Genomic DNA, 19,639 nt, shown 5'->3' on the forward strand with positions numbered 1-19,639 from the left:
TCACGCCGCTGCGGCGGCGCGGGCTTTCATCCGGTCGATCTTGGGTTTCATGTAGAAGCCCATGAACAGGCCAATCACCAAGCCAATCGGCAACGAGCGGCTGAACGCGAGCCACCAGAAGCGGGCCAGCGTGGCGTCCCACGGGCTGTTGATGAGCGCAATGACCAGGGCCAGCACGCTTTCAATGACACACGCAGTCAGCAGCGACACCAAGAGCTTGCGCCAGAACGGCGCCAGGCGCGGCAGCAGCACCGCGGCCACATGCTCCAGATGGCCAATACCCATGAGGATGAGCGGCAGCACGACCAGGCTGGCGACAAAGTTGCGCGCCCAGGTGGCAGGAAACGCATCGCCCAGCCCCACGTTGGCCCAGGTCATGAAAGCACTGAGCAGCAGCGCCACGGTAGGCAGGATGAGGATATGGGGAAAGAGTTTGCGCACGGGAGAGGTTGGCAGCGGCGGCCATATAGTTGACAATCTCAACATTGTAGCCCTTATTGGTTGATATTGTCAACCAAATACGCCCATGCCTGTCACGCCCTCCAAGTCTTCTGCCGTGCCGCTGGCCGACCCTGCGGCCTCTGTACCAACCTTCGTCGCGTTCATGACGGCGTTTGGGGAGGCCCAGCAGTTGCTCAAAACACGCATGCAAAACGACGCCGAGCAGGGCCTGGGGCCGCTGCACCTGCGCGCGCTGTGCCTGTGCCAGCGCAACCCGGGCGCGCCGCAACAGCAACTGGTGCAGTCGCTCACCCGTGACAAGGGGCAGATCGCGCGGCTGATCCGCGATCTGGAAGAGCGCGGCCTGCTGGTGCGCACACCCGACGCGCGCGACGGGCGGGTCTGGCTGCTGACGGTGACGCCCGAGGGCGATAAAAAATGCGCCTGGTTTTCCGCACTGGAAGCCAGCGTGGCGCATGACCTGCTGGGTTCGCTGAGCGCGGCCGACAGCAAGCGGCTCAACCAAGTGCTGCAAACAGTGCAGGCGCAGCTGGACCGGCTGGGTAGCGATGTGTGAAAAGCGCTATTTATTTATAGAAATACAAAATTCTTTAATTTCTGTAGATTTATAGATATTTACAGACTATGAGAAGTGATTGCGTAGCGTCAGGCAGCAAGCAATTTATTTATAGATTTGATTAAATTATTTAATTTGCTAACATCTATGAATGCCAGCACAAAACACTAGACCCTCTGACTACCCGCAAGCCGTTGTCCAGCAGATTGCGTTGCTGGCGCAAAACATCGTCATTGCACGCAAGCGGCGCAAGGAGACGCAGGCGCAGTGGGCCAAGAAGCTGGGGGTTTCGCAGCCCACCATGGCGCGCATCGAAAGTGGGGACCCTTCGGTGGCCATGGCCTCGTATGTGATGTGCATATGGCTGATCAGCCCGTCCGCCACGCTGGCCGACCTGATCGCCCCGCAGCAGGACCAAGCGGCGTTGGAGCGCGAGATTGTGCGCATCCAATCGCGCGGTACACGCGTGGCTCTTGGTTCCGCGATTAAAGATATCGGCATAGGCGCAGCGCTCACAACCCGCATCGGTGCCACGCAAACCGCATCCGGACTGGCCGCATTGATCGCGGCACAGGGACTGGGCAAGCCCAAATGAATACTCCAGACATCCAGCCCGGCAGCTATGTGCCGCAAGACCGGCTCTACGTGTGGGCGCTGGTCAACCCTGCCAGCCCCGCGCTGGTGGGCGAGCTGCGGCTCTCGCCGCTGGTGCCCGACTGTGCCGTGTTTACCTATGCGCCCGCGTGGTGGAACTTCTCCCTGAGCGAAGACCTTCCGCTGATTGCCGGGCAAGACTTCAGCGTGGGGGAGCGCAGCAGCGTACCCGGCGCACTGGACGATGCGCGGCCTGACCGCTGGGGCGAACGCATCATCCGGCACATCGAACGCCCAGCCCGGCTGTCGGTGCTGGAGATGCTGCTGTTTGCGGGGGACGACCGGTTTGGGGCGCTGGGCATTTCGGTCTCTGCAGAGCAGTACATCCCGCGCCGCATCGGCCCTTACCCGCAACTGAGCGACCTGGCGCAACTGGCCCAGGCAGTGGAGGACGTTCAACAACAGGCACCTATCACGCCGCAGATCCAGCGTTTGGTGCAGCCAGGCGTTACCTTGGGCGGCGCGCGGCCCAAGGCTTTGCTGCAAACGCCCGACGGCCCGTGTGTGGTGAAGTTCAGCGAGCTGGACGACCCGGTAGACACGCCCTGCATAGAACACGCCACCATCACATTGGCCGCCACGGCGGGCATCACGGTCGCGTCCACAGGCTTACTGACACTGCCACCGCGCCATGGCAAGGCGCGCCATGCATTGACGATTCAGCGCTTTGACCGGCAGGGCACGCTGCGGTTGCATTGCCTGTCTGCCCACACCGTGCTGCGCGCAGCGCGCTTGCCTGAGAGCTACAGCGCGCTGGCCACCGTGTTGCTGCGCCTGGGCCACCCGGACCGTCAGGCTGCGATGCGCGAAGAGCTGTTCAAACGCATGGTGTTCAACATCCTCATGGACAACACGGACGACCATGAGCGCAACCATTGCCTGCGCCTGGGTTTTGACGGCTACTATGAACTGGCCCCGGCATTTGATGTAGTGCCCAGCATGCAGAACCTGGGTTACCAGGCGATGGTGGTGGGCGCACGGGGCACCGAGTCCACACTGGAAAATGCGCGGTCGGAGCACAAGGAATTTGGCATCTCCGCGCCACGTGCCCTCACATTGGTAGCAGACGTTGCACGTGCCGTAGACCGGTGGCAGGCGCATTTTCTGCAACTGGGCGTGTGTGCTGCAGACATGGCGCTGCTGCAAGCCAGCATCGACCGCGACGCCTTGCGGCTGCAGCGCAAAGAATTTTGCTCCTAATTTGATAGCTTCTTGCGCACATTCCACGGGGGCTGGAGCCCGATTTTTTGCCTAAACGCACCTTGGCTAGGTCTGCAGCGTCAGCAGCGCTTTAGCCCGCCCTAGGTCTACCGCGTGGCCTTCTGACAGGTCCAGAAAGTACGCCGACTGCCAGGCCTGTGTGGTCTGCGCCTGGCGGCTGGTGGTGGTGTCCCACGGCGGGTAGACACGCAGGGCGCGTTTGCCACCCACACCGTTTTTCGCCACCACGTCGTGTGCTGCGAGCGCCGCTTTGGGAAACACAAACTGGCCGAAATGCGGCCCGCTGCGGGCGCTGACCACAAACACGTCGATCGGGTCGCCCTGCTCAAACGGCTGTATGGGGCCGCGTCCCACACGTTTCCACAGCGTGACGAACTGGCCCACTTTGGTGGGCGTGGTTTTGGCGACGCGAAAACACACCCGAAGATCACCCAGGCGCAGGGTGTGGGCGGCGTAGTCGGCGCTCTCGGCCTCGGGCAATACGTCGGTACAAGCAAGGCCAATGGGCGCGTAGGCCAGGGCCTGCGCGGCCAGCAGATCGGGGTGGCTCATGCGGGCACGGGTGCCAACAGCGCCAGTTGCTGCGCAGTAAAGGGGTCCGCGGGCAAAAAGGTTTCCAGCGCCAGCTCTTGCAGCGTGATGTCCATGGGGGAGCCAAAAATGGTGACGGTGCTGATGAAGCTCAGCACGCCCTGGCTGCTTTGCAATTGGAACGGCATGACCACACCGCGCGTCTCGCCCTGCAGGTGCAGGCCGTCGGGCGCGTGGTGGGCGCTGTAGGTGTGCAGCTCGGCCATCAGCGCTTTGAGCTGCGTGTCTTGGGTGTTCTGGATTTGTTGTTGCAGGCGGGCAAAGAGGTGGTGCTTCCACTGCGCGAGGTTGAGGATGCGCGGGGCCAGACCCTGCGGGTGCAGACTCAGGCGCAGCACGTTGACAGGGTGTTGCAGCAGTTCAGGCGCCACATCGGTCAGGAACACGGGGACCATGCGGTTGGCGACCACCAGGTTCCAGTGGCGGTCCATCGCGAGTGCGGGGTTGGGTTCGTGGCAGCGCAGTATCAAATCGACCGCGGCGCGGGCCTCGGCCATGTCGGGGTGGTCCAGCGGGCGTTCGCGGTACATGGCGGCGTAACCGGCGCTGGTGAGCAGTGCGTTGCGCTCGCGCAGGGGCACGTCCAACCGTTCGGCCAGGCGCAACACCATGTCGCGGCTGGGCACGGAGCGGTCGGTCTCCAGAAAACTGACGTGGCGGGTGGAGATTTCGGCCTGGTGCGACAGATCGAGCTGACTCATGCGCCGGTGTTGCCGCCAGTGGCGCAGGTGCTGGCCAAAGCTGCTGTGCGCAGTGGTGGATGGCGTGGCAGACGTGGGAGGCAGGGCAGACATGGGCGCATATTAGCGGCGCAAACCCGCTTTGTGGCACACCCGCCATGACCTGTCAGGTAATGGACGCGCCGCGCCGCAAGCCGGAGCATGCAGGCTTCTTCAACCGCAAAGGAGTTCTCCATGACTGGCTACGCATCTTCTCAATCTACTTCCTCCACCCTGCCCGCAGGCACAGCGCGCTACCCGGCGTGGCTGCGCACGGTGCTGTGGGTGGATGGCATCACCGGCTTGGCATCCGGGCTCATGGGTCTGGCCGCGTCTGACTTGCAGGCCACGCTGCTGGGCCTGCCTGGAGCACTGGTACAGGCTAGCGCCATGGTGGTGCTGGTGTTTGTGGCGCTGATCGCTGTGCTGCTGGCCAAGTCGCAGGTGCCTGCGCTGGGCTTGCGCACGCTGGTGGTGGGCAATGCACTGTGGGTGGCGGCCAGCGTGATGGTGGTGGAGCTGCACTGGCCCACGCTGAACGCGCTGGGTGTGGCCTATGTGCTGCTGCAGGCCGGTTTTGTGGGGGCGCTGGCGTACCTGCAGGCCCGGGCGATGCGACGCTGAGAGACCGCAGAAAGCGCGCCTATGCGCAATGCTGTTACTCCTTTTTTAGGAGCTACTCACGCACTATCTATGAGGGCTACAGGCCAATTTGGCCTAAATTGTCTGCGGCGATTTGTCTGAAGCCTGCTGATATGCGCACGTCTACTGCGACTGCCGCCCAGAAGCTGCGGGCCAGGGCCAGGGCCTCTGCCCACACGGGGAGCGTGGCGGCGGTGGGTTGCAGGGGGCGCTCTGCAAAGTTGCGTGGCACGAGTTCGCCGCCGACGGGGGCGTAGTGCATGGGCAGCATGTCGTAGGCGGGGGCCAGCACCCAGTCGTCGTCTTGCAGCAGCAAGGAGATGTTGCCGTAGTGGCGGTCGGTGTTGGCGATGAGCACGCCATAGGCCTCCAGCAGGCGCAGGGTGCGGGCGTCTTCCGGGCGCAGCAGTTGGCGCTCTTGCATGCGGTTGGCGGTGGCGGCCCAGTTGTCCATCGCGCCCACGTATTCGGCGTCGTACACCATCAACGAGACCATGCCCACGCGGCCCGAGGCAGTGCGGTCAAAGCGCTCGGCCTCCAGAAACACGCGGCCGGCGCCGGTGAAGATTTGCGTTTTGGCGGCGCTGACGCCTGCATCGGCCAGCGTCTTTAACGCGAGGTGCTCACACACCAGCAGGTCGCGCGTGCGCTGGTCGGTGGGTGCATCGCCTGCGGGCGAAAACTTGACCAGAACAGCGCGCCCGGCGGTGGTCGTACAAAACTTGGGCTGCTCGCCCCCGGCGGATGAGCCGCCCAGGGTGCCTTGCATCGCAGCGTCGGCCAGGGCGGGGTAATCGTCTGCCGAGGCGGCGCGGCTGGCGCGCTCTCGCAGCGTGTGAAAGCGTGCAAAGGCGGGCTCGCCCACCACCAGATTGCCGGGCAGGTCGTCGCCATACAGGGCCAGGGCGCGCAGTACGTCGTCGTCGCTCCAATAGCGGGGGTCGTTGCCCAACTGCAAATCCGGGTGGCTGTGCGCAAAGGTGCGGCCCATGAAGCCCTGCGGGCGCATGTCGTCGAGAAACCAGGGCAGGCCGTCAAAGCGTTTGCTCAGGCCGTCCTCTTCATCCACCCACACCGCGCCGCTGGCCAGTGGCACCAGGCGCGCAAAGGGACTGGGCTGACCCTGTGCGTCAATGCGCATGACCGGAATGCTGCGCCCCACATCGCGCACAGTACGTGGCAGCACGTAGCGCCGTTTGCGCGCGGCCCCGACCTTTTGCACTTCGCCAGACTGGATGAGTGGCGCCATGGCGCGCGACACGGTAGGCTGGCTGACGCCGAGCTGGGCCTGCAGCTCGGCGCTACTGAGCGCGCCGCCCTGGCGCAGTAAGGCCTGGAGTATGGTTTGGGCAAGGTCGGCGGGACGGGGCATGAATGATTATATGAATAGATAATTTCAACTAAAAGTTATTTAACAACAATGGTTTAGATAGAATTGTGAATAGATTTTTATGAACACGCAGTCCATACCTGCAGCACACGCTGTGTCGCGCCTGCGCACCACGCGGCTGGCGCGCAGCACCAAGCCCTTTCTCGCGCGTGGCGGCTCGGATGTGCCGCGCTGCGCGGGCTGCCGCCTGGTCGTGAGCCACTGCCTGTGTGCGGAGCGCCCGGTGGTGGCCACCAACGCGGGCATGTGCCTGATCATGGCGGACATCGAGCCGCTCAAGCCCAGCAACACGGGCTGGCTGATTGCCGATGTGGTGGCCGACACCTTTGCCTTTGGCTGGGCGCGCACCGAGGTGGACCCCGCGCTCTTGGCCCTGCTGGCCGATCCGCAGTGGCAGCCGTATGTGGTGTTTCCCGGTGAGTTTGTGGCGGCTGAACGGGTGGTGACGCAGCTGATCGAACACCACACCGTTCGGGCTGAGCCTGTCGAAGGGCTGGGCTTCGACAGGCTCAGCCCGAACGGTGGTTTGCTTAAACGGCCTCTGTTTGTGCTGCTGGACGCGACCTGGCCCGAAGCACGCAAGATGTTTCGCAAGAGCCCGTACCTAGACACGCTGCCGGTGCTGAGCCTGGCCTCGGAGCAGATCTCCCGCTACAAACTGCGCCGCAGCCGCCGCGATGACCACTTTTGCACCAGCGAAGTCGGCGCACTATGCCTGGAGCTGGCGGGTGAAGCCCACGCCGCGCAAACGCTGGAAGCCTACCTGGACGTTTTCACCCACCACTACCTGCAGGCCAAACACCAGCAGCCGCCCGACCGCGCGGGGGCGGCGCACGTGCAACTGCGCGCGCTTGCCTTCCCCTGACTTAGGGCAGAGAATTCGTCCCAAAGGGGAGCAATCCTGAATTCGCTGGCGGGGCCGCGCCGCCCAATGTCCTCATAGAGGGACGTAAGCAGGCCCATAGCCCACGTTGGAAAGCGCATCATGGATAGAAGTAATGCGGCACAGCCGCTGGTAACACCACCGAGCCCGGCAACAGGCGTATCGGGTCGACAAAACCGGTTCGCATTTGTGACCGCCGCCGCGCTGGTCGTCTGGGGCGTGGTGATGACGCCGCTGGCCAATTACCCCTGGCCCCCTGTTCCTGGGTATATGACGGCCTTTGGTGCGGCGATGTTCGTGACCAACATACTGCTGGCGGCGCTGCTGTTCAACCGCGGCGTGGCCGAGCGCAGTGCGGCCACCGTGAAGCTGGGCTCGGCCTACCTGTACGTGGCGGCGATTTTTCTGCCACTGATGGCGGCATTTCCCGGTGCGTTTGTTCCCGGCAACATCATTGGTGAGCCTGTCAGTTCGGTGTGGATCTGGATCTTCTGGCACACCGGGTTTGCATCGCTGATCCTGCGCTACGCCATTGCCATCCACCGCGACGCGGCGGGCCAGCGGCCCAAGCGGCCCTGGCCTGCGCGCGAGTTCGTCGGGGTGCTGGCAGGCGTGGTGGCGCTGGCGTGTCTGGGCACCATCGGCCTGCCCTGGCTGCCCGCGCTGTTCACCAACGGCAAGACCTTTTTTGAAGGGCCGATGCAGCTGATTGCCTGGACGGTGCTGGGCGTCAATGTGGCGGCGCTGTACAGCGTGATGCGTATCCGCAACAAGTCGTCGGAGCAGTTGTGGCTGATGGTGGGCATGATCGCGGCGTGTATGGATGTGTGGCTGACCTTTCATGGCACGAACCGGTTTTCGGTGGGCTGGTACCTGGCCAAGGTGGGCAGCCTGTTCACGTCCATGGTGGTGCTGATGTCGCTGTTTGTGGACCTGACGTCGCTGTACCGCCGCGTGACGCAGGCCAACACCCTGCTGGCGCAGCTGGCCAGCCGCGACGGACTGACCGGGCTGGCCAACCGCCGCACCTTCGACGAAAGGCTGGAGACCGAGTGGCGCCGTGCGCAGCGGCTACAGCAGCCGGTGGCCCTGTTGATGGTGGATGTGGACCACTTCAAGCTGTACAACGATACCTACGGCCATCTGGGCGGCGACGACTGTCTGCGCAAAGTGGCACATGCCATCGCCAGCCAGGTGGCGCGGCCCGGCGATCTGGCCACGCGGTACGGGGGCGAAGAATTTGCCGTGATCCTGCCCAACACCGACACCACGGGCGCCAATAACTTGGCAGCGGGCATACGCGACCGCGTGGCCGCGCTGGGACTGGTGCATACGCGCGCAGGGCTGCAACGGGTGTCGGTCAGCGTGGGGGTGGCGGTGATGTGGCCCACCCAGGCGCTGCTGCCTTCGGCCCTGGTGTCTCTGGCAGATACGGCGCTGTACCAGGCCAAACAACTGGGGCGCGACCGCGTGCACCTGGCAGCCGACCCCGCCACCCGAGCGCCCACGGCGCTGGACGCGGTGCCTGCCATGCTGGCTGCGGGCCAGCCGGGTTGATGCGCGCAAATCACTATCTATTTGATAGCTGCTTGCGCACACCTCATAAGGGCTAGAGCCCTATTTGGCATATAAAACTACATGCGCCCCTGCTGGCGCAGCAGCTGCGCACGCTCGCGGATGCCGGCCTGGCCGCGGTGCAGTGCAGCTTCACTGGTGTGCACCGAGTAGGGCCCCATGAACAGTTCATGCGGGTGCTGCACGCCCGAGCCGAGTACGAAGGCGGTGTCGGTCTGCGCTTCAAACGTGATGGCGCCACCGGCGTCGTCAAACACGGCCAGGTCACCCGTGCGCAGGGTGGCGGGCACGGTCAGCGTGCCTTCGCCCACCGCCGCCCAAGCCACGGTGTGGCCCGCAGGCGGCACAAAGCGCCAGGTCTCACCGGCCTTCAGGTGCACACCCAGGTAGGTCATGTTGGACGGTGCGGGGATAGGGCTGACTTTGCCTTCGTACGCACCCAGCAGCACACGCACGGGACCCACATGCGGCACGCCTTCGGGGCCCAGGTAGATGCTGTGCGCTTCGGCCAATTCGAGTTCGGGCGGCATGGCCACCCAGAGCTGGAAACCCAGCACGCGTTCAGTGTTCTCAGGCGCGCCGGTGTGCCAGACGCCGCCGCCGGCCATCATCCATTCCACGCCGCCATTGGGCAACACGCCGCGCGCGCCGTGTTCGCCGGTGGTGTCTTCGTAGGCGGTCTGGCCGCTCATCAAATAGGTGAGCGTGGCAATGCCCGAGTGCGGGTGCATGCCAAAGCGCGGTGGCTCGCCACCAGCGGCGACTTCAAAGCGGTCGAGGAAGATAAAGGGCTTGAGCACTTCGCCCAGGTCGCCAGGGCTGACCAGGCGCGTGATGGCGCCATGCGTGCTGCCGCGCGTGCGGTGAACGATGGGGCGTTGTTGGACGGTAACTTCGGCGGTGGCGGCTGCAGACATGGTGATCTCCTCAAACGGTGAATCAAGCGATGTCTGTAGGTTAGGGCTTGCCCCATTACTTGTGTAGATGCCACAATTGGCATTCACTATGCCATTTTTGTTAGGTTTCACCGCCGGGCCGCCCCTAGGGGAAACAGCCCCCTTTGGGGGGCAGGGATCACTATGCTGGACCTGAACCAAATGGCGCTGTTTGTGCAGGTGGTGCAAGCGGGGAGTTTTGCCGAAGCATCGCGCCGCCTGGGCATGCCGCCCACCACGCTAAGCCGCCAGGTGGCGCAGCTGGAGGACAGCCTGCAGGCCCGGCTGCTGCAGCGCACTACGCGCAAGCTGACGCTGACCGACGCGGGCCGCACGCTGTTTGACCAGAGCGCGGCGCAGATCGCCACGCTGCAGGACGCGGCCAGCGCGCTGGCCGGCAAAGACCAAACGCCCAAGGGCCATGTGCGGGTGGCGGCACCGTCAGGCTTTTTTGACTACTTTCTGATGGACTGGGTGGCGGAGTTTTTGGCCGCGCACCCGGCAGTGCAACTGGAGTTTGTGCTGAGCGACGGCATGGCGGATGTGATTGGCGAGGGCATTGACGTGGCGTTTCGCGGCAGCGGCGAGCTGCCGGACTCCAGCCTGGTGGCGCGCAAAGTGACCAGCAGTTACCTGGCGCTGGCGGCCAGCCCGGCTTATCTGGCCGCGCGCGGCACGCCGCAGACCATAGCCGACCTGACGACACACGACTGCATTTGCCCCGCCCACACGGGCGGCCACGGCACCTGGAACCTGAATAGCCCTGATGGCCCGGTACAAGTGCCCGTGAAAGGCCGCCTGGGTGCCAGCACCGGCCAGGCACAGCGCCAGGCCGCCGAGTCGGGGCTGGGCATTTGCCTGCTGCCCATCAACGCGCTGCGCGACAGCCTGCGTGATGGCACGCTGGTGGAGGTGTTGCCGGGCGTGGCCAGTGCACCGGCCGGCCTGTTTGTGGTCTACCCCAGCCGCCGCCATGTGCCGCGCGCGGTGACGGCGTTTGTGGAGATGGCGGTACAGCGGTTGATGGCAGTGATTTGACGCTTCTGGGGCAAGGTGCTCTGGACCCTCGCTTGCGTTCGCTAGCCCACTGAGTTTGACATCCGGTACTTGCTACAGTGGACAGGCACCATCAGGAGGCTCCTGTGCTCGACATCTCACGAAGGCAGTTCACCCTCTCGGCTCCGGCCTTGTTGGCCGGTACGCCGCTCATGTCCGCGTGCAGCCCGGACGCCAACGCCACAAGCTACGAAGACCTGGTGGCCGCAACCTGGCGCCCCGCTGCGGTAACGGGTGTCAACGGCGACGCACTCCACCGCGAACTGGTCCGCTACGCGACACTGGCTCCCTCCAGCCATAACACCCAGTGCTGGAAATTCAGGCTTGCCCAGCAGACCATCACGGTGGTGCCTGATGTATCGCGGCGATGCCCGGCGGTTGATCCGGATGACCACCATCTGTGGGTGTCTCTGGGATGCGCCACGGAGAATCTGGCCCAAGCAGCCTTGGCCCACGGACAGCTGGCCGATGCCCGCTATGACACGGCCCAACAGGCCGTGCAGATCACACTGGCACCCACGCGCGCCCAGGCCTCTGCGTTGTTCCAGGCCATTCCATCGCGCCAGTGCACGCGCGGCGACTATGACGGCAAACCCCTGTCGACCACAGACCTGGATTTATTACAGCGTGCCGGCACCGCAAACGGCGTGCGCATGCTGCTGCTGACCGAGCGCCCAGCCATGGAAAACGTGCTCGACTTTGTCGTTCAGGCCAACACAGCACAAATGGCCTCCACGGACTTCATGAAGGAACTCAAGACATGGATTCGTTTCAACGGCACGGAGGCCGTTCGCACGCGGGACGGCTTGTTCAGCCTTACATCCGACAACCCGACCATCCCCACCTGGCTGGGTGAGCTGGCCTTCGGCATGTTTTTCAAACCTCAGGGGGAGAACGACAAGTACACGCGCCAGATTCGCAGCTCCGCCGGCATCGCCGTGTTTGTCAGCGACGTCGCCGACAAGGCACATTGGGTGGAGGTGGGCCGCTGCTACGAACGGTTTGCGCTGCAGGCCACGGCATTGGGCATCCGCAATGCGTTTCTGAACCAGCCTGTGGAAGTGTCATCCGTGCGGCCATCCTTTTCCGCGGCCCTCGGACTCGGTGACCTGCGTCCGGATCTGGTGGTGCGGTTTGGGCGCGGCCCCACCATGCCGTCTTCACTGCGCAGACCGGTTCAAGCCGTGCTGCTGTGAACAGGCCTTAGTTGCGTCGCGGCCCGCATTGGAGTTCGGGACTTTTCACTTCGTTGCACTGGTCAAAGGCTTCGGGTTTGATGCCGCCTTGCGTGGTCTTGAAGGGGCCAAAGCATTCACTGCTTTCATCGTAAATACGCCACCACGTCTGGCAGTCCGTACTGTCTGTGACCAGCTGGGCCGGACGCTTGGTGCGGACTGGCGTCTCTGCACCTGCCGGTGCGGCGGGGCTGGAAGGTGTCTTTGGGGGCATGCCCTGTTCATGGCTGCGTAACAAGGAGCGCTCATCAGCAGCACGCTTTTCAGCGTCCCGTTGCTGTTCCGGCGAAAGTTCGTATTTCTGGGAGTTGGTGCAGCTTGCAGAATTTTGATAACCATCCGGGACTACATCTGACATCTGCGTGCGCCCGTTCGCATCCACCCAGCGACAGATGGACGTGGCACCAAGGGCAGAGGTCAGCAGCATCAGCGTCAGGCCTACCAGCGGGAACGTCTGACGGCCACGCCGCAGGGTCGCGGCATGGCGCTTGAATATTCGTAGGGGCATGTGAATTGCTCGCGGTTCGCACACACGGAAGTTGCCAACTGACAGCGGTCGACCTGTGTGTTGATTTCCATGAGAGCCTACTACGGACACAAGTTTCGTGCGCCAGACCACCCACCTAGTCGAACGACTGTGGCCGTGGATGTCGTGGAGGACTATGGATCAGATTTGCGGACATGCACCTTGTCAAATTGCGACGGCACACCAAACGCCAGGTAGGAACTGCATAGCATGGGTTCCCCCGTGCACGCCCCGCCGTGTGGCAAGGGCCACACATCCGTTTGGTAGTTTGTGCAAATCAAATTACAGTGCCACACATTCAATAAGGCGGGAGTGGGTTTGAACAACAAAGCCAGACTGGTGATTGCCGTGTGCGCAAGCATGGTGGTGGGTGCTGTGCCCATTGCCCTGTCTGTAGTGCTGGCGCAGCATCAGGGACGCGTGCTGGAAGAGGAGCGCCTGCTGGGCTATGCCGCCAACGTGTTGTACCGGTCCGAGCGCGCGTCGCAGCAGGTGTTTGCGGGCATTGACCGGCTGAACCAGGCCCGCAAGGGCGACCCCTGTTCACCCGCGCAAATGGCACTGATGGCTGAGATTGACCTGTCGTCTACCGACATTCAGACCATGGGCTACATCGTGGCGGACCGCTTGGTGTGTGCGTCCGTGGGAAGCTTTGGCGCGGGCCTGCCCATCACCACAGAGTCAGAGCACCCTGTCGGCAAGGATGGCGTGGAACAGTACACGCGGGCGCAGCTGTCGATTGCACCTGGCATGCACTTCACCATCGTGGCGCGCGGTGGTTATGCCGCGGTGATACACGAGGCCATTCCGCTGGATGTAACGACCGATTCCGACACGCTGTCGCTGGCCACCTATTCGCTGCGCAACAACGGCTTCCGGTCGACACGCGGCGTGGTCAAAAAGGAATGGCTGAGCCACCTGAGCACCGAGCGTCCCACCACGTTTGACGACGGCGAGCGGTTGGTGGCACTGGTAGCGTCCCAAAACTTCCCCACGGTTACGGTGGCCGCCGCGCCGATGTCGGACATGCTGGTGCAAACGCGCAAAATGCTCGGGTTTTTGCTGCCCTTTGGCGTGGCCGCAGGCCTGGCACTGGGTGTGGCGGCATTTTTGATGGCACGCCGCCATATGGGCATGCCGGCCTTGTTGCGCAGGGCGCTGAACAAACGTGAGTTGTTTCTGCTGTACCAGCCGATTGTGGATCTGCACAACGGCCGCTGCATTGGCGCAGAGGCGCTGATCCGCTGGCGGCGCGCCGATGGCAGCATGGTGCCACCCGATGTGTTCATCCCCGTGGCGGAAGCGTCGGGGCTGATACAGCGTGTGACCGAACAGGTGCTGGAGAGGGTGGCGGCAGACGCTGGCAGCTTGTTCGCCGATTACCCGGCGTTTCACATCGGCATCAACCTGGCGGCGGCAGACCTGCAGTCCACCCGCACGGTGGAGCTTTTGGACCTGCTGATGCGCAAGACGGGCGCCGGGGCGCACAACCTCCTGGTGGAAGCCACCGAGCGCGGGTTGATGGATGCGGCCGAGGTGCGCGAGGTGATAAACGCCATCCACGCGCTGGGTATTGAGGTGGCGGTGGACGACTTTGGCACCGGCTATTCCAGCCTGTCTTACCTGGAGACGTTTGCCCTGGACTACCTGAAGATCGACAAATCGTTTGTGGACACGCTGGCCATCGACGCAGCAACCAGCCAAGTGGCTCTGCACATTATCGAGATGGCCAAGTCCCTGAAACTGAAAATGATTGCCGAGGGGGTGGAGACCGAAGCCCAGGCCCGGTTGCTGCAGGAACGCGGCGTGCAGTTTGCCCAAGGCTGGCTGTTTGCCCGCCCCATGACCATGGCGGCACTGCGCGAGCACATGGCCCGGCAGGATGCGCAGGGCTAATTTGCTATCTATTCAATAGCTGCTTGCGCATATTCCATGAGGGCTGGAGGCTCATTTCCTATTGAAATAGCCGACACCAAATGCTACAGAAAATGCCGAGCATGCGCGGTAGAGGACAATCCTCCCTCCCCGCCCACCTGAATGAAGAGCCGACCATGACGCAAGACACCACGCCCCAGCCCGACGCCAACAATGAAGGTCTGTGCGAACCCTGCGCGGGCATCCAGCGCAACTGGCGCGGCACCAAAGGGCACCCGGAACTGGTGCAGGGAAGCAACCGCAGCGTGGCGCACAAACACGGCACGGTGACCCACACGCGCTACCGCTGCGAGCGCTGCGGCACGATCTGGGAATACGAGAACAACAAGGTCAACCGCCAGGCCGGCTGGTCGGTGGTAAAGCGCTAAGGCTTCGACAGGGCCTGCCCGCTCACACGTGCCAGCGCGGCGCGTGCGCCGGCCAGCGACTGCAGTCGTTCGCGCAGGTAATCCGCCAAGCGCGGCTGCTGGCTGAAAGCGACGTTAAAGCGGATATGCGCGTCGGCCTGCTGGTCGGCGCTGAAGGTGGCGCCGCGCATCAGCACGATCTTGTTGCGGTAAGCGTCTTGCACCAGCAAATTCAAATCCACATCACCGGGTACCGTGGCCCACAAGAACAGGCCGCCTTCGCCCGGGTGGTCCAGTAACAAACCCGCATCGGTCAACTGGCGCGCGCTGGCGTGGCGGGCAACCAGCAGCTTGGCGTTCAAACGGTCCAGGTGTTTGCGCCAACGCCCGGCGGCCAACACTTCGAGCAGCACGTATTCGTTGAGCGCGGGCGTGGTCAATATCGAACAGATCTTCTCGCGCATCAGCGCCTTGAGCAGTGTGGGGTCGGCCGCCATGTAGCCCATGCGCAGCGCCGGGCTCAGCGCCTTGCAGAAGCTGGAGTAATAAATGACGCGGTCCAGCCCCGACAGGCTGGCCAGGCGCGTGGCGTGGCCGGGGTGGAAGTGGCCGTGCACGTCGTCTTCGGCAATCAGGAAGCCGTGTTGCTGCGCGAGCATCAAGACCTTGTGCAGGTTGGCCGCAGTGCTGCTCCAGCCCGTGGGGTTGTGCAACACGGTCTGGATGAAGAGGATGCGCGGCTTGTGTTCGCGGCAGGCGGCGTCCAACTGCTCCAGGTCCACACCGTCGGGGCGACGCTTGATGGGGACGGCGCGTATACCGTCTTTGCGCAGGCGCTCGAACATCAAAAAGTAGCCTGGGTCTTCGACCAGCACGGTGTCGCCGGGTTGCAGGAAGGCGCGGCAGATCAAGTCGATGGCGTGGGTGCCGCCAAAGGTGGTGAGGATGCGGCCCGCGTCCACCGCAATGCCAATGCCGCGCAGCACCATGGCAATGCGCTCCCGCAGATCGGGCAGGCCCTGCGGCGGGCAGCGCGAGGCCATGCCAGCACTGGCACGCGCCAAGCCACGCTGCACGGCGGCGGCAGGTACCGCGTCTTCGAGCCACGCGGGCGGCAACGTACCGCTGCTGGCCAGCAGCACCCCGGCGCGCTGGTCATTGGCCTGCTGTGCCAACCACACGCCGTCTTGTTCTTCGCCGGCTTCCAGCGCGGCGGCGTCGGGCATGGGTGTGGCGGCGCGTGACTCGCGCACAAAATAACCGGCCGTGCCGCGCGATTCGATCAGCCCCAGCGCCATCAGCCGGTCATAGGCCACGACCACGGTATTGGGACTCACCGCAAACTGCGCGGCCAACTGGCGGATGGACGGCAGGCGCGCGGCGGCGGGCAACTGGCCCGACCCAATGCGCTCGCGCAGGCCCAGCTCGATCTGGTCGGTCAGCGACGTGGATGCATTGCGGTCTAGCGAGAACATGAGCGAAGGTTAGCGCAATTAGCGCAGAAAGCTGATGGCCAGCACCACCAGCATGGCGCCCATGGTCAGGTTGAAGATACGCTGCTTGCGCGGGTCAGTCAGCAGGCGGCGGATGGCGACGCCGAACAGCGCCCACATCGACGCACTGGGCAGGCCAATCAACAGGCCCAACACCGACACCAGCAGCGCTCCCATGGGCGCGCTCATGCCCACCGGCATGAACACCGAGGCCAGCGTGATGGCCTTGACCCAGCTCTTGGGGTTGACCGCCTGGAACAGCACCGACTGCAGGAAGGTGAGCGGCTTGCCCTCCGCAGCCGCACCGAGAGCGCTGCCACTGAGCTTCCAGGCCAGATAGATCAGATACACCGCACCGGTGATGCGCAGGATCTGGTGCAACACCGGAAAGGCCACGAACAGGCTCCCCAGCCCCAGGCAGGTGAAGTAGGTTTGCACCGCCACACCGCTGGTCTGGCCCAGGATCTGCGGCAATGCGCCGCGGTAGCCAAATTGGGCGCCCGAGGTGGCGAGCATCACGTTGTTGGGCCCAGGCGTGCTCGACATCACGAAGCAGTAGGTCATCAAAGGCAATAAATCGGTCCACATGGGGCAGCTCCAGCGTTATGCGTTCGACTGTAGGCTGCGCACTCCGCATCACCAAGGCACAGACAGGCCCTTGCGCCCATGCGCTGTATCAGTCAAAGCAGCCCTACAGTGGCGCGGGGGCTAGGGCCGCACGCGGCGGAACGTCACGTTGATGCGCCGCCGCCCCACAAGTGCATGCTCCCCATCGGCCAGCGGCAACACCCCGTGAAAACGCAGACGCGACGGCCCGCCCCACACCACCACGTCGCCATGCACCAGCCGGTAGCGCTCCGGGCTGCCGGTGCGCTGGTGGCCCCCCCACAGGAACACGGCGGGCAGGCCCAACGACAGCGAGACGATGGGCGCGCGCAGGTCGCGTTCGTCCTTGTCCTGGTGCATGCCGAGCTTGGCCCCGGGCACGTAGAGATTGATCAAGCAGGAGTCGGGCACAAAGCCGGGGTAGCCCGCTTCGGCCGCCGCGCTGACCGCAAAGTCCATCAGGCAACCCGGCATGGCAGGCCAGGGCGCTTGGGTGATCGGATGCTGCGCCGCATAGTGGTAGCCGTCCGCCCCGGGCACCCAGCCCAGTGGCCCGCAGCGCGTGGTGGCCACCGACATGCTGTGCCCACCCGGCGTCTGCCAGTGTCGCGGCGGCGCCTGCGCCATAACGGATTCCACCGCCTGCAAAAGCTCCCCATCCCCCTCCCGCGCAAAGCCGCGCATCAGCACCGCGCCGGGCGCCAGCGTTTCGTGTGCGGTTTGCGCTTCGGGTGGAGGATCTTCGAACAGGTCCAGCGGGATCATGATTGCTCTTTTTTTGATAGCTGCTTGCACATATTTCACCTGGGCTGGAGGCTTATTTGATGCACAATTTTTGGCTATCGACCTGCTTTCTTGGGTAGAGCTTTCAATGCTTTTTTGGCGGCTTTGGGTGCCAGGTAGTTTTGCCCTGACACCACAGGTCTGCCAGTCCGGCTCTCCAGCTGTTTGCGCGCCTGCCCGGCGATGCCGCCACCGGCCTTGGCTGCGGTGGCGTTGTCTGGCAAGCCAGTGGCCTGGGTGGTCTCGGCGATCTGGCGCGTGGACAGCTCGGCCAGTGCGGTGAAGATCAATTCCGCCTCGGTCATGTGATCGCGCAGGTTGTGGCTGGCAAGGCCTTTGACGGCCTTGTGGTCTTTGACGCTGACGCCGCTCCATTCCTGGTGAATGATGTTGGTGAGGATGGCGAACTCTTGACCGGCTTTGATGTCGTGATCGCGCCAGTAATCAGTGAGTTTGTTGCGCGTCTCTTGTCCGGTCATGCGCTGCTGGATCCACTTGTCACTGCGGCCATGCTGTTGCCAGGTTTTGCGAGCACGGTTGAGCGAGAGGGCGGGGTCGGCCATTTCCTGCATGCGCTCGTAGCCCACTTTGGCAAGCCAGAGCTTGATGGGTTCGGCTTTGGGGCTGGGGACGGATTGCACGATGCGCAGTAGCGTGGCCGCTTGGGCGCAATCGGTCTCCCGCTGTTTGCCGTCTGTGGCGGTCAACTTCAACTGTACGATTTCCTCGTACGGTTGCTCCGAGCCGGCTTCTTGTGCCAGCTTGCGCTTGAGGTCTGACCAATAGCGCTTGGCACTCTTGCTCTCGGTCAACACCTGCACCACGTCGACCACCGAGAACCACCAAGTCTCGGTGTCTTCATCAAACACGCGGCGAATGGACTGACCGTCGAAGTCGGTGGGCAAGATTTTCATGGGCATGCTCCTGGGCAGCGGGACTATTGGGGCGCGATTGAATACTGTATTTTTACACAGTGGCATTTGGTCATGCAATCCCCATGCGGGTTTACAAACATAAACGCTTTGCGTGCGCCACCGGCTTGCCGCCACAGCGCCGGGCTGGCACAGTGCGAGCACCCAAGCCGCAAAGGAGTCCGTATGAAAGTCGAGCCGTACCTGTTTTTCAATGGCCGCTGTGAAGAGGCCATCACCTTCTACCAACAAGCCGTGGGCGCCGAGCTGCTGTTTCAGATGCGCATGAACGAGGCGCCCGAGCCACCGCCACCGGGGTCGGAGAACAAAATCATGCATGCCACCCTGCGCATCGGCACGACCGCGCTGATGGTGTCGGACGGCAACAGCAATATGCAGGCGAATTTCAAGGGGTTTTCCTTGTCGCTGGGCGTGGCCGACGCAGCGGAAGGCGAGCGGGTGTTTGCCGCGCTGGCCCAAGGCGGCACGGTCACGATGCCTTTGGGCAAGACGTTCTGGTCGCCCTGCTTTGGCATGCTGGAAGACCGCTTCGGGGTGGGCTGGATGGTCATCGCCCCAGCTGCGGCCTGAGCCCGACACGAAGGGCTACACGCACCACGGCACGCGGCCGGGAAGACATAGACTTGGCATTGCGCCCGTTCAGCAGTTGGACGGGTAGGCCGCAAAGTAAATACAACCGCGAGGAAGCACCCATGCCCCATCTGGTCATTCTGTACACGCCCAACCTGGACCGGGAGACCGACATGTCGGGCCTGTGCCGCACCCTTGCAGACACCATGCTGGCGCAGCGTGACGAGACCGGCAAACAGGTATTTCCTACCGGCGGTGTGCGGGTGCTGGCCTATGCAGCGGCGCACAGCGCCATTGCAGACGGCAAGGGCGACTACGGCTTTGTCTACCTGAACCTGCGCATCGCACGCGGGCGCAGTGCCGCCCTACAAAAGCAGATGGGCGACGCGCTGACCGCCGCGGTGGGTACGCACTTTGCCGCGCTGCTGGCGCAAAAGCCATTGGGCATCACGCTGCAAATTGACGAAGGTACGGAGGTGTTTGACGGCAAACATAGCTCGCTGCATCCGCTGTTCAACAAAGCCTAAG

General features: G+C 63.6%; 22 protein-coding genes. 12 read left to right on the forward strand and 10 right to left on the reverse strand.

Annotated elements, in window-relative coordinates; genetic code table 11:
* The gene (locus tag RS694_RS19740) at positions 1-441 is read right to left on the reverse strand and encodes a DUF2798 domain-containing protein (RefSeq protein ID WP_029708217.1); all 441 of its coding nucleotides are present in this window, start codon (positions 439-441) and stop codon (positions 1-3) included.
* 85 nt (positions 442-526) lie between these two features.
* On the opposite strand from RS694_RS19740, the gene RS694_RS19745 reads away from it, so the two are divergent.
* The 3 genes from RS694_RS19745 to RS694_RS19755 all read left to right on the forward strand — a co-directional run bounded on the left by RS694_RS19745 (position 527) and on the right by RS694_RS19755 (position 2,872).
* Positions 527-1,018 carry a MarR family winged helix-turn-helix transcriptional regulator gene (locus RS694_RS19745; RefSeq protein WP_051391935.1) on the forward strand — a complete coding sequence of 164 codons (492 nt, stop codon included), beginning with the start codon at positions 527-529 and terminating at the stop codon, positions 1,016-1,018.
* Positions 1,019-1,169: 151 nt separating this feature from the next.
* Complete coding sequence (locus tag RS694_RS19750) at positions 1,170-1,613, forward strand: helix-turn-helix transcriptional regulator (protein WP_029708219.1); 444 nt, start codon at positions 1,170-1,172, stop codon at positions 1,611-1,613.
* Entirely contained in the window at positions 1,610-2,872 is a 1,263-nt protein-coding gene (locus RS694_RS19755; RefSeq protein ID WP_029708220.1) for a type II toxin-antitoxin system HipA family toxin, read from the forward strand. Before RS694_RS19750 ends, RS694_RS19755 begins: the two co-directional genes overlap by 4 nt.
* Positions 2,873-2,938: 66 nt before the next feature.
* Here the strand turns inward: RS694_RS19755 and RS694_RS19760 are convergent, their stop codons facing one another.
* On the reverse strand, positions 2,939-3,445 hold the full coding sequence (locus RS694_RS19760; protein WP_029708221.1) for a MepB family protein: 507 nt from the start codon (positions 3,443-3,445) through the stop codon (positions 2,939-2,941).
* Positions 3,442-4,278 carry a helix-turn-helix domain-containing protein gene (locus RS694_RS19765; RefSeq protein WP_029708222.1) on the reverse strand — a complete coding sequence of 279 codons (837 nt, stop codon included), beginning with the start codon at positions 4,276-4,278 and terminating at the stop codon, positions 3,442-3,444. The genes RS694_RS19760 and RS694_RS19765 overlap by 4 nt, the downstream gene beginning before the upstream one ends.
* Before the next feature lie 120 nt (positions 4,279-4,398).
* Between RS694_RS19765 and RS694_RS19770 the strand changes: the two genes are divergently transcribed.
* Positions 4,399-4,827: a hypothetical protein gene (locus tag RS694_RS19770; RefSeq protein ID WP_051391936.1), complete on the forward strand. Its 429-nt coding sequence runs from the start codon at positions 4,399-4,401 to the stop codon at positions 4,825-4,827.
* 76 nt (positions 4,828-4,903) lie between these two features.
* Here RS694_RS19770 and yjjJ read toward each other — a convergent pair whose 3' ends face one another.
* Positions 4,904-6,217, reverse strand: coding sequence for a type II toxin-antitoxin system HipA family toxin YjjJ (yjjJ, locus tag RS694_RS19775; protein ID WP_029708224.1), 1,314 nt, complete (start codon positions 6,215-6,217; stop codon positions 4,904-4,906).
* A 79-nt stretch (positions 6,218-6,296) separates the two neighbouring features.
* On the opposite strand from yjjJ, the gene RS694_RS19780 reads away from it, so the two are divergent.
* Together RS694_RS19780 and RS694_RS19785 are read left to right on the forward strand one after the other, a co-directional pair.
* A complete protein-coding gene (locus RS694_RS19780) occupies positions 6,297-7,100 on the forward strand; it encodes a tRNA-uridine aminocarboxypropyltransferase (RefSeq protein ID WP_029708225.1) in 804 nt (267 codons plus the stop codon).
* Between the two features lie 120 nt (positions 7,101-7,220).
* Entirely contained in the window at positions 7,221-8,675 is a 1,455-nt protein-coding gene (locus RS694_RS19785) for a GGDEF domain-containing protein (protein ID WP_081708652.1), read from the forward strand.
* Between the two features lie 77 nt (positions 8,676-8,752).
* Here the strand turns inward: RS694_RS19785 and RS694_RS19790 are convergent, their stop codons facing one another.
* On the reverse strand, positions 8,753-9,610 hold the full coding sequence (locus RS694_RS19790; RefSeq protein ID WP_029708227.1) for a pirin family protein: 858 nt from the start codon (positions 9,608-9,610) through the stop codon (positions 8,753-8,755).
* Positions 9,611-9,772: 162 nt separating this feature from the next.
* Here RS694_RS19790 and RS694_RS19795 point away from each other — a divergent pair, with 162 nt between their 5' ends.
* On the forward strand, positions 9,773-10,666 hold the full coding sequence (locus RS694_RS19795) for a LysR family transcriptional regulator (RefSeq protein ID WP_029708228.1): 894 nt from the start codon (positions 9,773-9,775) through the stop codon (positions 10,664-10,666).
* 104 nt (positions 10,667-10,770) lie between these two features.
* Complete coding sequence (locus RS694_RS19800; protein ID WP_029708229.1) at positions 10,771-11,880, forward strand: Acg family FMN-binding oxidoreductase; 1,110 nt, start codon at positions 10,771-10,773, stop codon at positions 11,878-11,880.
* A gap of 7 nt (positions 11,881-11,887) precedes the next feature.
* Here RS694_RS19800 and RS694_RS19805 read toward each other — a convergent pair whose 3' ends face one another.
* Entirely contained in the window at positions 11,888-12,427 is a 540-nt protein-coding gene (locus tag RS694_RS19805; protein ID WP_029708230.1) for a DUF4124 domain-containing protein, read from the reverse strand.
* A 336-nt stretch (positions 12,428-12,763) separates the two neighbouring features.
* Here RS694_RS19805 and RS694_RS19810 point away from each other — a divergent pair, with 336 nt between their 5' ends.
* Both RS694_RS19810 and RS694_RS19815 read left to right on the forward strand, forming a co-directional pair.
* Positions 12,764-14,341: an EAL domain-containing protein gene (locus RS694_RS19810; RefSeq protein ID WP_152528841.1), complete on the forward strand. Its 1,578-nt coding sequence runs from the start codon at positions 12,764-12,766 to the stop codon at positions 14,339-14,341.
* A gap of 155 nt (positions 14,342-14,496) precedes the next feature.
* Complete coding sequence (locus RS694_RS19815) at positions 14,497-14,748, forward strand: hypothetical protein (RefSeq protein WP_029708232.1); 252 nt, start codon at positions 14,497-14,499, stop codon at positions 14,746-14,748.
* Here the strand turns inward: RS694_RS19815 and RS694_RS19820 are convergent.
* From RS694_RS19820 to RS694_RS19835, 4 genes are all read right to left on the reverse strand, one after another.
* The gene (locus RS694_RS19820; protein ID WP_029708233.1) at positions 14,745-16,202 is read right to left on the reverse strand and encodes an aminotransferase-like domain-containing protein; all 1,458 of its coding nucleotides are present in this window, start codon (positions 16,200-16,202) and stop codon (positions 14,745-14,747) included. The two genes, RS694_RS19815 and RS694_RS19820, sit on opposite strands and share 4 nt — an antisense overlap.
* 18 nt (positions 16,203-16,220) lie before the next feature.
* Positions 16,221-16,808: a LysE family translocator gene (locus RS694_RS19825; protein WP_029708234.1), complete on the reverse strand. Its 588-nt coding sequence runs from the start codon at positions 16,806-16,808 to the stop codon at positions 16,221-16,223.
* Between the two features lie 120 nt (positions 16,809-16,928).
* A complete protein-coding gene (gene alkB / locus RS694_RS19830) occupies positions 16,929-17,591 on the reverse strand; it encodes a DNA oxidative demethylase AlkB (RefSeq protein WP_029708235.1) in 663 nt (220 codons plus the stop codon).
* A gap of 74 nt (positions 17,592-17,665) precedes the next feature.
* Positions 17,666-18,523, reverse strand: a complete 858-nt coding sequence (locus tag RS694_RS19835; protein WP_029708236.1) for a BRO-N domain-containing protein — start codon at positions 18,521-18,523, stop codon at positions 17,666-17,668.
* A gap of 183 nt (positions 18,524-18,706) precedes the next feature.
* Between RS694_RS19835 and RS694_RS19840 the strand changes: the two genes are divergently transcribed.
* Together RS694_RS19840 and RS694_RS19845 are read left to right on the forward strand one after the other, a co-directional pair.
* Positions 18,707-19,111, forward strand: coding sequence for a VOC family protein (locus tag RS694_RS19840; RefSeq protein WP_029708237.1), 405 nt, complete (start codon positions 18,707-18,709; stop codon positions 19,109-19,111).
* Between the two features lie 122 nt (positions 19,112-19,233).
* Positions 19,234-19,638 carry a 5-carboxymethyl-2-hydroxymuconate Delta-isomerase gene (locus tag RS694_RS19845; protein WP_029708238.1) on the forward strand — a complete coding sequence of 135 codons (405 nt, stop codon included), beginning with the start codon at positions 19,234-19,236 and terminating at the stop codon, positions 19,636-19,638.
* Position 19,639 lies beyond the last annotated feature (1 nt).

Origin of the sequence: Rhodoferax saidenbachensis (assembly GCF_001955715.1) — a bacterium.
Lineage (GTDB): Bacteria > Pseudomonadota > Gammaproteobacteria > Burkholderiales > Burkholderiaceae_C > Allorhodoferax > Allorhodoferax saidenbachensis.